The 13,640-nt window shown below is 71.6% G+C and carries 10 protein-coding genes; 3 read left to right on the top strand and 7 right to left on the bottom strand.

The window, feature by feature from the left end:
• Positions 1-56: 56 nt before the first annotated feature.
• The 4 genes from AB0G20_RS10720 to AB0G20_RS10705 are packed head-to-tail and all read right to left on the bottom strand — an operon-like array spanning position 57 to position 4,041.
• Entirely contained in the window at positions 57-1,223 is a 1,167-nt protein-coding gene (locus AB0G20_RS10720) for a thiolase domain-containing protein (RefSeq protein ID WP_361299011.1), read from the bottom strand.
• Positions 1,220-2,284, bottom strand: coding sequence for a thiolase domain-containing protein (locus AB0G20_RS10715; RefSeq protein WP_361299008.1), 1,065 nt, complete (start codon positions 2,282-2,284; stop codon positions 1,220-1,222). The genes AB0G20_RS10720 and AB0G20_RS10715 overlap by 4 nt, the downstream gene beginning before the upstream one ends.
• Complete coding sequence (locus AB0G20_RS10710; protein ID WP_361299005.1) at positions 2,281-3,222, bottom strand: OB-fold domain-containing protein; 942 nt, start codon at positions 3,220-3,222, stop codon at positions 2,281-2,283. The genes AB0G20_RS10715 and AB0G20_RS10710 overlap by 4 nt, the downstream gene beginning before the upstream one ends.
• Positions 3,223-3,240: 18 nt before the next feature.
• Positions 3,241-4,041 (bottom strand): crotonase/enoyl-CoA hydratase family protein, encoded by an 801-nt coding sequence (locus AB0G20_RS10705; RefSeq protein ID WP_361299002.1) that lies wholly within the window; start codon positions 4,039-4,041, stop codon positions 3,241-3,243.
• 175 nt (positions 4,042-4,216) lie between these two features.
• Between AB0G20_RS10705 and AB0G20_RS10700 the strand changes: the two genes are divergently transcribed.
• Both AB0G20_RS10700 and AB0G20_RS10695 read left to right on the top strand, forming a co-directional pair.
• Positions 4,217-5,836 (top strand): acyl-CoA synthetase, encoded by a 1,620-nt coding sequence (locus tag AB0G20_RS10700; RefSeq protein ID WP_361298999.1) that lies wholly within the window; start codon positions 4,217-4,219, stop codon positions 5,834-5,836.
• Between the two features lie 113 nt (positions 5,837-5,949).
• Positions 5,950-7,863 (top strand): sulfatase, encoded by a 1,914-nt coding sequence (locus tag AB0G20_RS10695; protein ID WP_361298996.1) that lies wholly within the window; start codon positions 5,950-5,952, stop codon positions 7,861-7,863.
• On the opposite strand, the gene AB0G20_RS10690 is transcribed toward AB0G20_RS10695, so the two are convergent.
• The 3 genes from AB0G20_RS10690 to AB0G20_RS10680 all read right to left on the bottom strand — a co-directional run bounded on the left by AB0G20_RS10690 (position 7,835) and on the right by AB0G20_RS10680 (position 11,024).
• A complete protein-coding gene (locus AB0G20_RS10690; RefSeq protein ID WP_361298993.1) occupies positions 7,835-8,548 on the bottom strand; it encodes an alpha/beta hydrolase in 714 nt (237 codons plus the stop codon). The two genes, AB0G20_RS10695 and AB0G20_RS10690, sit on opposite strands and share 29 nt — an antisense overlap.
• Positions 8,549-8,627: 79 nt before the next feature.
• Positions 8,628-9,461, bottom strand: coding sequence for an alpha/beta hydrolase (locus AB0G20_RS10685; protein ID WP_361298990.1), 834 nt, complete (start codon positions 9,459-9,461; stop codon positions 8,628-8,630).
• Positions 9,462-9,521: 60 nt separating this feature from the next.
• Positions 9,522-11,024 (bottom strand): acyl-CoA synthetase, encoded by a 1,503-nt coding sequence (locus tag AB0G20_RS10680; protein WP_361298987.1) that lies wholly within the window; start codon positions 11,022-11,024, stop codon positions 9,522-9,524.
• A 188-nt stretch (positions 11,025-11,212) separates the two neighbouring features.
• Here AB0G20_RS10680 and AB0G20_RS10675 point away from each other — a divergent pair, with 188 nt between their 5' ends.
• Positions 11,213-13,639 carry a penicillin acylase family protein gene (locus AB0G20_RS10675; protein ID WP_361298984.1) on the top strand — a complete coding sequence of 809 codons (2,427 nt, stop codon included), beginning with the start codon at positions 11,213-11,215 and terminating at the stop codon, positions 13,637-13,639.
• Position 13,640 lies beyond the last annotated feature (1 nt).

The following is a 13,640-nucleotide window of genomic DNA, read 5'->3' as shown; positions in this document are numbered from 1 at the left end:
CGCGGCCAGCCTAGCGATCGTGTCCCATGGCCAACAGGGCACGTGAGGGGGACCTTTCAGGAGTCCGGCGGCCGGTCGCCCACGAGCCACATGGAGAAGAACTGCGATCCGCCGCCGTAGGCGTGTCCGAGGACCCTGCGAGCCCCGTCCACCTGGTGTTCTCCGGCCTGTCCGCGCACCTGGAGTGCCGCTTCCGCGAAGCGGATCATGCCGGAGGCGCCGATGGGGTTGGCGGACAGCACGCCGCCCGACATGTTGACGGGCAGGTCGCCGTCCAGTTCGGTCACGCCCGCCTCGGTGAGCTTCCAGCCCTCGCCCTCGCCGGCGAAGCCGAGGTTCTCCAGCCACATGGGCTCGTACCAGGAGAACGGCACGTAGATCTCGGCGCCGTCGATCTCGCGGCGGGGGTCGGTGATCCCGGCCTGCCGGTAGACGTCGGCGGCGCAGTCCTGCCCGGCCTGCGGGGAGACGAAGTCCTTGCCGGCGAAGAGGGTCGGTTCGCTGCGCATCGCGCCGCCGAGCATCCAGGCGGGCGGTCGCGGTGCCCGGGCCGCTCCGGCGCGATCGGTGAGGATCATCGCGCAGGCTCCGTCGGAGGAGGGGCAGGTCTCCGAGTAGCGGATCGGGTCCCACAGCATGGGCGAGGCCATGACCTTGTCCAGGGTGATGTCGTGTTCGTGCAGGTGGGCGTAGGGGTTCTTGAGCGCGTTGCGGCGGTCCTTGTAGGCGACGAGGGCGCCGATCGTCTCGGGCGCGCCGCTGCGGCGCATGTAGGCGCGGATGTGCGGGGCGAAGAACCCGCCGGCCCCGGCGAGCAGAGGCTGCTGGAAGGGGATCGGCAGGGACAGGCCCCACATGGCGTTCGACTCGGACTGCTTTTCGAAGGCGAGGGTGAGGACCGTGCCGTGGACGCGGGCCGCGACGAGGTTCGCCGCGACGAGCGCGGTGGAGCCGCCGACGGAGCCGGCGGTGTGCACGCGCAGCATGGGTTTGCCGACGGCGCCGAGGGCGTCGGCGAGGTAGAGCTCCGGCATCATGACGCCCTCGAAGAAGTCCGGCGCCTTGCCGATCACGACGGCGTCGATGTCGGTCCACGACAAGTCGGCGTCCCGGAGGGCGCGTTGGGCTGCTTCCCGGACCAGTCCCGCGAGGGACACGTCCCGGCGTGCCGCGACGTGCCTGGTCTGGCCGATGCCGACGACGGCCACGGGCTCCTTGCTCATCGGGGTTCCCCTTCGAGGACGGCGACCAGGTTCTGCTGGAGGCAGGGGCCGGACGTGGCGTGGGCGAGGGCGCGGTCGGACTCGCCGCGCTGGATGCGGGCGGCGGCCTCGCCGATGCGGATGAGCCCGGCGGCCATGATCGGGTTGGCGGCGAGGGCTCCGCCGGAGGGGTTCACGTGCACGTCGTCGCCCAGCCGGAGCACCTTGCGCAGGACGATCTCCTGCGCGGAGAAGGGCGCGTGCAGCTCGGCGGTGTCGACGGGCCGCTCGAAGGCTCCGGCCCGCTCGGCGGCCAGGCGGGTGGACGGCGAGTCGGTCAGGTCGCGCACGCCGAGGCCATGGGCCTCGATGCGGTGGTCGATGCCGCGGATCCAGGCGGGGCGGGCGCACAGTTCACGGGCCCGGTCCCCCGCCGCGAGGATCACGGCGGCGGCCCCGTCGCCGATGGGCGGGCAGTCGCCGGTGCGCAGGGGCTGTACGAGGTAGTCGCCCTGCGGCACGGATCCTCGCAGCTGTGCGTGCGGGTTGGCGGTGGCGGCCTCACGGTTGCGGGAGGCGACGGCGGCGAGTGCGGGCTCGTCGGTGTCGCCGGCGTCGATGAGCGCCTGCGCCTGGAGGGCGGCCAGTGCCACGGAGTCGGGCCACAGGGGTGCCACGTAGTACGGGTCGAGCTGGCGGGTCAGGACGTCGCGGACCGAGCCGGGTGAGGACTTGCCGTACGAGTAGACCAGGGCGGTGTCGGCCTCGCCGGTGAGGAGTTTCGTCCAGGCCTCGTACAGGGCCCAGGCGCCGTCCATCTCGACGTGCGACTCGGAGATCGGGGGCCAGGCGCCGACGCCGTCGAGGGCGAGGGTGAAGGAGAAGGCGCGACCGGCGAGGTAGTCGCTGGAGCCGGAGCAGGTGAAGTCGATGTCGGCGGTCTTCAGGCCGGTCCGGTCGAGGACCTCGTGCAGCACCGGCATCAGCATCTCCACCTCGGAGAGCTCCTCGCTGGTGCGCCGGTGGTCGGTCTGGGCGAAGGCGACGACGGCGATCTCGCGGTCCCGCGGTGCGCTCGTCACAGCAGCTCCTTGTAGGTGTCGTAGTCCGCGTCGGGTTCGCCCGTGGGCCGGTAGTGGTCTGGGTAGCGGGCGTCGTCGGTCCAGACGGGTTCGACCCGCAGGCCCATGCGGACCTCGTCGTAGGGGATGCCTCCGATCCGGCCGTGCAGGGCCAGGCCGGCGCCGTCGAGGGCGATGTGGGCGTAGACGTACGGCACCTCGATGTCGAGGTTCTTCGCTTTGATGTTGACGATGCAGAACGTGGTCACCGTGCCGCGCGGGCCGACCTCGACCTGCTCGGACGTGGCCACCCCACAGGTGGGGCACGCTCCCCTCGGGGGGACGTACACCTTCCGGCAGGACGGGCAGCGCTCGCCGACGGTACGCCGGCCGGAGAGGGCGTTGATGTAGGCGGTCTGGGCGCGGCCGGGTGAGTAGGTGTAGTCGAGGCGGGCGGCGGCGACGATGCCGGTGACGGGGTCCTCGAACTCGCCGGTGTGGCCCGTCGGCTCGGCTCGGCGGCCGTCGTAGGGCTCGAAGCAGGCGACGTCCGTGATGGCGCCGGTGCGTTCCCCGGCCCAGCGGATGCGGACGGGCATGCCGGTGTGCACGGCGGCGGGGCCGGGGGCGTCGAGGGCGTGCAGGAGGGCGGTGTCGGCGCCGTCTAGGCGGACCAGGACCCAGGCGAAGGGCGTGGTGAGGGGCTGGCCTCGGCGCGGGGCGGGGTTCCAGGCCCAGGTGGTGACCGTGCCGGTGGGGGCGACCTCGACCAGGTCGCTGAGTTCCTCGGCGGTGACGGGGTCGTACTCGACGGGCGGGACGAGGACGCGGCCGTCGCCGGTGCGGACGCCGAGGACGACGCGTTCGCGCAGGCCGGTCAGGAACGCGCTCTGGACGGGGCCGAGGGAACGGGTGAAGGGGAACTCGACGACGAGGGGGGCTTTGAGGACTTCGGGCATGCCGCAGGGCTCCTTCGGTCAGGCGCGCTTGTAGACGGGCGGCCGCTTCTCCGCGAAGGCGCGGGCGCCCTCCTTGGCGTCGGCGGTGCCGAAGACCGGCCAGCCGCGGGTGAGTTCGGCGGCGAGGCCGTCGGACTCGGTCATCTCGGCGGTCTCGTAGACGGACGCCTTGACGGCCTCGACGGCCAGCGGGCCGCAGGAGTTGATCTGTTCGGCGATCTCCAGGGCCTTGTCGAGTGCGGTGCCGTCGGGGACGACATGGCCGACCAGGCCGATGGCGGCGGCCTCGCGGGCGCTGTAGGGGCGGCCGGTCAGCAGCATCTCCAGGGCGTGGGTGCGCGGGATCTGGCGTTGCAGGCGGACGGTGGAGCCGCCGATGGGGAACAGGCCGCGCTTCACCTCGAACAGGCCGAAGGTCGCGGACTCGGCGGCGACGCGGATGTCGGTGCCCTGGAGCATCTCGGTGCCGCCCGCGACGCAGTAGCCCTCGACGGCGGCGATCACCGGTTTGCGCGGGCGGTGATGGCGCAGCATCGCCTTCCAGTGCAGGTCGGGGTCGGCCTTGAGCCGGTCGCGGTACTCCTCTCCGGCCATGCCGTCCCCGGCGAGGGCCTTGAGGTCCATGCCGGAGCAGAACGAGCCGCCCGCGCCGGTGAAGACGATCGAGCGGACCGAGTCGTCCGCGTCGGCCTCCAGCCACCCGTCGTGGAGGCCGACGAGCATCGGCAGTGAGAGCGCGTTCCTGGCCTCCGGCCTGTTGAGCGTGAGCACCAGTGTGGCGCCTTCGCGCTGCACGGTGAGGTGTTCCGTCCCACCCATGGCGAACTCCCCTCTCGTGGAACGAGAACAGGTTGCAGTAGGGCGAGAAGCACTTCAAGGGTTTTCTGACAGACAGTCAGATTCTTTCGCGCGGGCCCTTCACAGTTGGACCGCCCTTTGCTCTGATGACCGGCGAACCGTCCGATGCCAGGCACGCCCGGGGTCAGGAGGAGCGGTGGAGTACAACCTTGCCGACCTGTTCGAGTCGGTCGTCGACGTCGTCCCCGGCCGAGAGGCGCTGGTGTACGCCGACCATCCCGGCACGGGCGCGGAGCGCCGCCTGACGTACGCGGAGCTTGACGCGGCGGCCGACCGCGTCGGCCACCATCTGCTCGACAGCGGGATCCGCCCGGGTGAGCACCTCGGGCTGCACCTCTACAACGGGGTGGAGTACCTGCAGACGGTGCTGGGCTGCCTCAAGGCGCGGATCGTCCCGGTCAACGTCAACTACCGCTATGTCGAAGAGGAGTTGGTGTACCTCTACCGGGACGCGGACCTGGCGGCGCTGGTCTTCGACGCCGAGTTCACCGACCGGGTGGCGGCGGCGCGTCCCCGGGCGGAGATGCTGCGGCACCTGATCCGGGTGGGCGCTCCGGCGCCGGGAGCCGCGGGGCTGCCCTGTGTGGAGTTCGCCCAGGCGGAGTCCGCGGGATCACCCGCGCGCGGCTTCCCGGCCCGCTCGGGTGATGACCAGTTCATCATCTACACCGGTGGCACGACCGGGATGCCCAAGGGTGTGATGTGGCGGCAGGAGGACCTGTTCTTCGCGGGCCTCGGCGGCGGCGCCCCGACCGGTGAGCCGGTGAAGAAGCCGGAGGAACTCGCCGAGCGGGTCGCGGGCGGCGGTGCGGGGATCACGTTCTTCCCGACGGCTCCGCTGATGCACGGCACCTCCACCCTCACGGCGTTCATCGGCTTCAACTTCGGGCAGCGGGTCGTGATCCACCGCAAGTTCGTGCCCGAGGAGGTGCTGCGGACCGTGGAGAAGGAGAGGGTCAGCAGCATCTCGCTGGTGGGGGACGCGATGCTGCGGCCGCTGATCGACGCGCTGAGCGGTCCGCTGCGGCACATCGACCGCTCGTCGCTGTTCAGCGTGTCGTCGTCCGGCGCGATCCTGTCGGACACGGTGCGCCGGCAGTTCCAGGAGCTGGTGCCGAACGCCATGCTGCTGAACAACTTCGGCTCGTCGGAGTCGGGCTTCAACGGGACGGCGACCGAGGACTCCGGCCCCGAGCGGGGCTTCCGGGTGCGGGTCAACGCCCGTACCCAGGTGGTGGACCCGGGCACGTACGAACCGGTGCCGGCCGGTGAGGTGGGCCGGATCGCGCAGTGCGGACATGTGCCGCTCGGCTACTACAACGACCCGGCCAAGACCGCAGGGACCTTCTTCGAGAGGGACGGCGAGCGGTGGGTGCTGCTCGGCGACATGGCCACCGTCGACGAGGAGGGCGTGGTCACCGTCCTGGGCCGGGGCTCGCAGTGCATCAACACCGGCGGCGAGAAGGTGTACCCGGAGGAGGTCGAGCAGGCCCTCAAGTCCCACCCGGACGTCTACGACGCGCTGGTGGCCGGGGTGCCGGATCCCCAGTGGGGCCACCATGTGGCGGCGGTGGTGCAACTGCGCACGGGCGCGGTGCGGCCGTCGCTGGAGGACATACAGACCCATTGCCGTGACCGGCTCGCCGGCTACAAGATCCCGCGCCAGCTGGTGATCACCGAGTCGATCCAGCGGTCGCCGAGCGGCAAGGCGGACTACCGGTGGGCGCGGGAGGTGGCGGTGACGGCGGACGGGTGATTCTCCGGCCGGAACATTGAACCTAAGGTGACGTGCGGACGTACTGGTGGTGGCAGGCTCGGTCTCCGGGCCCTGTTCGTCATGCCAGCAAGACCGCACGGAAGGACCACCGGGTGTCGCTCTTCACTCGCTCCCGTCAGCTCTCGGACACGACCGAGGGCAGGGCGGAACCGGATGACGACACCGGTACGGCGGATCCGGAGGGCGGCACCCCTGCCGCGGATCCGGAGGGCGGCACCGGAACAGCGGACCCGCAAGACGGCACCCCTCCCGCGGATCCGGAGGGCGGCACCGGCAAGGACGCCCCCGAGAGCGCCACCGCCACCCCGGCACAGGAGGCCCTGCCCGAGCAGCCGCCGGCGCCCGGTGCCACGAAGCCCGGCTGGTTCGGCTGGCGGCGCCGCTACCCCCGTACGGCACAGGGCATCTCCATCGGTACCACCGTGCTGGCCGGCGCCCTCGTGCTGTTCGCGCTGCTCGTGCCGAACCGGATCGAGCGCATCGAGTTCGCATCGTTCCTCCGCATCCCCGCCGAGGGCGTCCTGCTCGCCGGGCTGCTTCTCGCGCTGCCGTCGAAGGCCCGGCGCATCATGGCGGTCGTCACGGGAGTGTTCCTGGGCCTGATCACGGTCCTGAAGTTCGTCGACATGGGCTTCTACCAGATCCTGGCCCGGCCCTTCGACCTGGTCCTGGACTGGATCCTGCTCGATGACGCGACGGACTTCCTGCGCGAGTCGTTCGGCCGCACCGGCCAGGTGCTGGCCGTGGCCGGGGTGCTCGTCCTGTTCGTCGCGCTGCTCGTCCTCACCACGCTCGCGGTGGTGCGGCTGACGAACCTGATGGTCCGGCACCGGCCCGCCGCCGGGCGCACGGTCCTGACCCTCGGCACGGCGTGGATCACCTGCATGACCCTGGGCGTGCAGATCGGCACCGTGCCGGTCGCCACCAAGGGCAATGCCGAGTTCATCGGCAACCGCGTCGACGCGGTGCGTGCGGGACTGCAGGACGCCCGGGTCTTCGAGAAGCAGGCCTCGGTGGACGCCTTCGCGAAGACGCCGCCCGACCAGTTGCTCACGGGGCTGCGCGGCAAGGACGTCCTGTTCACGTTCATCGAGAGCTACGGCCGGGTCGCGATCGACGACCCGGCGATGGCGAAGCAGACGGACGCCGTGCTCAAGGAGGGCACCGGCAGGCTGAAGGCGGCCGGTTTCGAGTCGCGCAGCGGCTGGCTGCAGTCGCCGGTGACGGGCGCGGGCAGCTGGCTCGCCCACTCGACCTTCCTGTCCGGCCTGTGGATCAAGAACCAGCAGCGGTACCGCAGTCTGACCACGAGCGATCGCATGACGCTGACGAAGTACTTCGGCAAGACGGGTGCCTGGCGGACCGTCGGCGTCGTGCCCGGGGTGCGGCGGGCCTGGCCGGAGGGCAAGTTCTTCGGGCTGGACCACATCTACGACTCCGAGCACCTCGGCTACCACGGCCCGTACTTCAGCTGGACGCCCGTGCCCGACCAGTTCAGCATGGAGGCCTTCCAGCGCCTGGAGCACGGCAAGAAGGACCGCGAGCCGATCATGGCGGAGATCATCCTGGCCTCCAGTCACAACCCCTGGTCCCCCATCGCGCGGATGATCGACTGGAACGACCTGGGCGACGGCTCGGTGTTCCACCGGATCAAGAAGGAGGGCACCAACCCCACGGAGGTCTGGAAGGACCCGGAGAAGGTGCGCACGGAGTACCGGCGCGCCATCGAGTACTCGATCCGGAGCCTGACCGAGTGGGTCGAGCGCTACGGCGACGACGACACGGTGCTGGTCTTCCTCGGCGACCACCAGCCGGTGCCGACCGTCACCGCCGGGGACACCGGCAAGGACGTGCCGGTGACGATCGTCGCCCACGACAAGAAGGTCCTGGACCGGGTCGCCGACTGGGGCTGGACGGACGGTCTCAAGCCGGCGGACAACGCGCCCCGGTGGGGCATGGACAAGTTCCGCGACCGCTTCATGACGGCGTACGGCCCGCAGGGCTGAGGAACTCCGTCACGGCCGCGAGGAACTCCTCCGGGCGGGCCTCGTGCACGAGATGCCCGGCGTCGACGGTGATGTGCCGGGCGTCGGGAAGCAGTTCGGCGAGCGCGGCGATCTGCTCCTGCGGGATCGGGCTGGCCGGCCCGCCACCGATCAGCAGCGTGGGCATGGTGATCCGCCCCATGTGGTCCCACCACATGGGGTTCGGAGCGTTGCGCTGTTCGTCGGTGGCGAGGATCATCGCCCAGTCGTACGGCAGGTCCCCGTCGGGCCGTTCGGCGGCCGGGCGCGGCGGGTCCAGCGGGAACGGCGCGGGCACGTCCTCCAGGACGAGCCGCCGCACGAGCCCCGGGCTGTGCTGGGCGAGCAGGTAGGCGACGGCGCCGCCGAGCGAGTGGCCCACGACGTCGGCGCGGTGGATGCCGAGCGCCGCCAGGAAGGCGTGGATGTCGTCGCGCATGGTCTCGTACGCGTATCCGCCGGGCCAGTCGCTGCGGCCGTGGCCGCGCAGGTCGGGGACGTAGACCCGGCGGGGTCCCGCGGCCAGTGCGGGGGCGATGTCCGCCCAGTCCGCGCCGTCGGCCCCGCGGGCGTGCAGCAGCACGAGGGGCTCCGCGTCCTGCGGTCCCCAGACGCGGTAGGCCAGCGAGATGCCGTTCGCCTGCACGGTGCGCGGTGGTGTGTCCATGCAGGGCACGGTAGGCGAGGGTGCTGCGGATGCGGGGCCGCTCTGCCGACGGCAGAGGGGCCTGCGTGCCCCGCTCCGGTCAGGAGAGGAAGGCCGTCACGCGGCGCGTGAACCATTCCGGGTCGTCGAGCCAGGGGTAGTGCCCGGCGCCCGGCTGCACCACGCACTCGGCCTTCGGGAAGGCGTCGGCGGTGCGGCGGGCGAGGGCCGGGCTCGGGCCGCCGTCGACTCCCCCGGCCAGGACCAGCACCGGGGCCGTGACCCGGGCGAGCGCCGCCCGTGTCGCGGCCGGGTCATAGGCACCGTCCGCGCCGTAGCGGTCGGCGGCCTCGTCGTTGGTCTCGGCCTCGTCCCGCTCGGCGTGCGCCTGTGCGGCAGTGTCCCAACGCCCGTACCAGAAAGCCCAGTTGATGGGGTCGAAGTCGGCGGGGTTCGCGAGCCAGGCCTCGAACACCGGGAAGGCCTTGGGGAACCACGGCTCGTCCTGACGCTGCCGGGCCGCGGCCAGCCGGTCCTGCGCGGTCGCCGGCATGCCGAGGGCCCATGGAATGGCGGTGACCAGCGCCAGCCGTCCCACCCGCTCCGGATACCGGGCCGCGTAGAGCATGGCGAGACTGCCGCCCGCCGAATGCGCGAGCACATCCATCCGCTCCAGCCCCAGATGGAGCCGCAACGCCTCGACGTCGTCCACGAGCCGGTCACATCGGTACGTCCCCGGATCCGCCGGCACCTCGGACTCCCCCGTGCCGCGCAGGTCGAGGAGCACCAACTGCCGATGGGCGTCCAGTCCTCCCAGGTTCCCCAGGTAGGCGGATGCCCGCATGGGCCCACCGGGCAGCACGACGAGCGGCTTACCCTCGCCGCGCAGGTGACAGGCGAGTCGGGTCCCGTCCGGGGCACTGAAGATCGGCATGCCCTCGATCCTGCGGCCCGGGCCGCTCCGGCACAACCGGGTTCTCCTGGCCCGTGCGCGCTACCCGTTCCCTAGGTCGTTCCGCAGCTCCCGCTTGAGGATCTTCCCGCTGGCGTTGCGCGGAAGGCTCTCCACGAACACCACCCGCTTCGGCGCCTTGAAGGGGGTGAGCTGCTCACGGACGTGGTCGATCAGCTCGGCCTCCGAGACTTCGCCGCGCGGGACGACCACGGCCGTGACCGCCTCGATCCAGCGCTCGTCCGGAAGGCCCACGACCGCGGCCTCGGCGACGTTGGGATGGGTGTACAGCGCGTCCTCGACCTGGCGTGAGGCGATGACGACGCCACCGGAGTTGATGACGTCCTTCACCCGGTCGACGATCGTGTAGTAGCCGTGCGCGTCGCGTACCGCGAGGTCGCCGGAGCGGAACCAGCCGTCGCGGAGGGCCGCTGCGGTCTCCTCGGGCTTGTCCCAGTAGCCCTCGCACAGTTGCGGGGAGCGGTAGACGATCTCGCCCGGGGTTCCGTCGGGTACGTCCTTGCCGTCCTCGTCGACCACGCGGGCGTCGACGAACAGGACGGGCCGGCCGCAGGAATCCATGCGGCCCTTGTGTTCGTCGGGCGCGAGAACCGTGGCCAGGGGGCCGATCTCGCTCTGGCCGAAGCAGTTGTAGAAGGCCAGGTCCGGCAGGCGCTCCCGCAGCCGTTCGAGTACCGGGACGGGCATGATCGACGCGCCGTAGTAGGCCTTGCGCAGACCGCTCAGGTCGCGGGTGGCGAAGTCGGGGCGGTGGGACAGGGCGATCCATACCGTGGGCGGCGCGAACAGGCTGTCCGCGCGGCCCGCTTCGATCAGGTCGAAGAGCCGGTCGCCGTCGGGTGCGTCGAGGATGATGTTCGTCGCGCCGACGGCGAGGTAGGGCAGCAGGAAGACGTGCATCTGCGCCGAGTGGTACAGCGGCAGGGAGTGCGCGGGGCGGTCGCCCGCGCTGAGGTCGAGCGCGGTGATCGCGCTCAGGTACTCGTGCACCAGCGCCCGGTGCGTCATCATCGCGCCCTTGGGCAGGGCGGTCGTCCCGGATGTGTACAGCAGTTGCACGAGGTCCTCGGCGCGCGGCTCGGGGCCGTCGTACGCGGGCGCCTCGGGCAGCCGTGCGAGCAGCGAGTCGTCGGCGTCACGCAGGGGCAACGTCCGTACGCCGCTCGGCAGTTGGCCTGCGAGGTCCGGGTCGGCGAGGACCAGGGCGCTGCCGGACTGGCCGACGATGTAGGCGAGGTCGTCACCGGTCAGGTTCTGGTTGACGGGTACGTGCACCAGGCCCGCGCGGGCGCAGGCCAGGAAGGCGATCAGATAGGCGTCGGAGTTGTGGCCGTAGGCGCCGACCCGGTCCCCGGGGGACAGCCCCTGGCCGAGGAGGACGCTCGCCGCGCGGGAGACGGCGGTGTCGAGTTCGTCGTACGTCCAGGTGCGTTCGGCGTACTCCACCGCGACGCGCGCCGGTGTGCGCCGGGCGCTGCGCCGCAGGACTCCGTCGACCGTGCTGCCGTGTCCGGGCGTCGTCATGACACATGATCCTCGGTTCACCGCCCGGGGAGGTCAAGGACCCCGGACCGGACGAGCCGGGGCGGTGACCGGCCACGGGCGAGCAACCCTGCCGCCTTCGACGGCGTCCGGTGTCATGAAACCGACGGACGTTCGAATCAGGTTCGTACACTCGTCACTCCTTTCCCTCGACGATGTTGGAGGGCACGATGCGCAGCCGTCTGAGACGCCTCGTACTTGGGGCCACGGCCTTGTTCACCGCCGCGTCCGCGTTACCCGCGGCCGCCGCCACGACCCAGCAGCGAGCAGAGCAACACCCTTCCCGCGACGGCCTGTCCGCCGTCGTCCGCTACACCGAGTACGGCATTCCGCACATCCTCGCGAAGGACTACGCGAACCTGGGCTTCGGTACGGGCTGGGCGCAGGCCGCCGACGAGGTGTGCACGCTCGCCGACGGGTTCGTGACGCTGCGGGGCGAGCGGTCCCGGTACTTCGGCGCCGACGCGCGGGCCGGCGGCGATCTCTCGGCGGCCAGGACGAACCTCGCCAGCGACCTGTACTTCCGCGGGGTCCGCGAGAGCCGCACCGTGGAGAAGCTGCTCGCCGAGCGGGCGCCCGTGGGGCCGAGCCGTGAGGTCCGGGACATGATGCGGGGCTGGGCTGCCGGTTACAACGCCTGGCTGAAGCAGCAGAAGATCACGGATCCGGCCTGTGCGGGCGTCTCCTGGGTCCGGCCGGTCACCGAGCTGGACGTGGCGGCCCGTGGTCTCGCCATCGCGTCGATATCCGGCGAGGGGCGGTTCGTGGACACGATCACGGCCGCGCAGCCGCCGACCGGAGCCGGCGCCGCCTCCGGCACTCCGTCCGTCCGCACGCCGGGCGCGAAGACCGTGGCGAAGGCAGCGGACGAGCTGTGGGGCGATCCCGGCATGGGCTCCAACGCGGTCGCCTTCCGCGGGGACACGACGGCGAACGGCCGCGGCCTGCTGCTGGGCAACCCGCACTACCCGTGGGACGGCGGACGCCGGTTCTGGCAGTCGCAGCAGACGATCCCGGGCGAGCTCGACGTGTCCGGCGGGTCCCTGCTCGGCACCCCGGCGATCTCCATCGGGTTCAACGCGCATGTGGCGTGGAGCCACACCGTCTCCACCGGCATTCCGGCCAACTTCCACCAGCTGACGCTCGATCCGGCCGATCCCACGACCTACCTCGTGGACGGCAGGCCGGAGCGCATGAAGAAGCGGACCGTGACGGTCGCGGTGAAGGACGGCACGCCGGTGACCCGCACCCAGTGGTGGACCCGCTACGGCCCCGTCGTCACCTCCCTCAGCCCCCAGGTCCCGCTGCCGTGGACCGGAAAGGCGGCGTACGTCCTCAACGACCCCAACGCCGCGAACCTCCGCTTCGCCGACACCTCGCTGGGCTTCGGCAAGGCGCGGAGCACGGCCGACGTCCTCGCCTCCCTCGATCGGCACCAGGGCATCCCCTGGGTGAACACGATCGCCGCCGACCGGGCGGGGCACTCCCTCTACACCCAGTCCCAGGTACTGCCGCGCATCACCGACGAGTTGGCCCAAAGCTGCTCGACGGAACTCGGCAGGACCACGTACCCGGCGTCCGGGATCGCGATCCTCGACGGCTCGCGCGGCGACTGCGCTCTCGGCCGCGACCCCGGCGCCGTCGCGCCGGGGATCTTCGGTCCGGCGAGGATGCCGACGCTGAAGGACGCCCCGTACGCGGAGAACTCCAACGGGACCGCGTGGATGACCAACGCCGACCGGCCGCTCACCGGCTACGAGCGGATTTTCGGCACGGTGGGCACTCAGCTCGGCCTGCGCACCCGTGGCGCGATCGAGGACGTGGACGCGATGGCGGACCGCGGCGGCCTGACCGTACGCGACCTGCAACGGCAGCAGTTCGCCAACCGGGTTCCCGCGGGTGACCTCGCCGCCGGAGACGTGGCACGGGCGTGCGCCGCGCTGCCCGGCGGTACGGCGACGGGCAGCGACGGCACAGCGGTCGACGTGTCGGGGGCCTGCGGCGTGCTGAAGGCGTGGGACCGCACCATGGACACCGGGAGCCGGGGAGCACTGCTCTTCGACCGGTTCTGGCGCAGGCTCGAACAGGCGGTGCCGGGCGACCGGTTGTGGAAGGTGCCGTTCTCGGCGGCGGACCCGGTCCGTACCCCGAACACCCTGAACACGGACGCTCCCGGCTTCCCCACCGCTCTCGCCGACGCGGTGGCCGAGCTGCGGGCCGCGGGCATCGCGCTGGACGCGCCGCTGGGCGCGCACCAGTTCGTCGTGCGCGACGGCAAGCGCCTGCCCGTGCCGGGCGGCGCGGGACGGCTCGGGGTGTGGAACGTGATCGAGCCGACGTGGGACGCGGCCGGTGGCGGCTATACGGAGGTGCCGTTCGGGAGCAGCCACCTCCAGGCGGTCGGCTGGGACGGCAGTCGCTGCCCGGTGGCGCGCACGCTGCTGACGTACTCCCAGTCGTCGAACCCGAAGTCGCCGCACTTCGCCGATCAGACCCGGCTGTTCTCCGGTGAGAAGTGGGTGACGTCGCGCTTCTGCGAGAAGGACATCCTGTCCTCGCCGAAGCTGAAGGTCGTGCGGGTGCACGAGCGCCGCTGAC

This window comes from Streptomyces sp. NPDC024017, assembly GCF_040638895.1.
Classification (GTDB): Bacteria; Actinomycetota; Actinomycetes; order Streptomycetales; family Streptomycetaceae; genus Streptomyces.
Note: the sequence above shows the minus strand (reverse complement) of the source record. Positions and strands in the feature narration are given on the sequence as shown.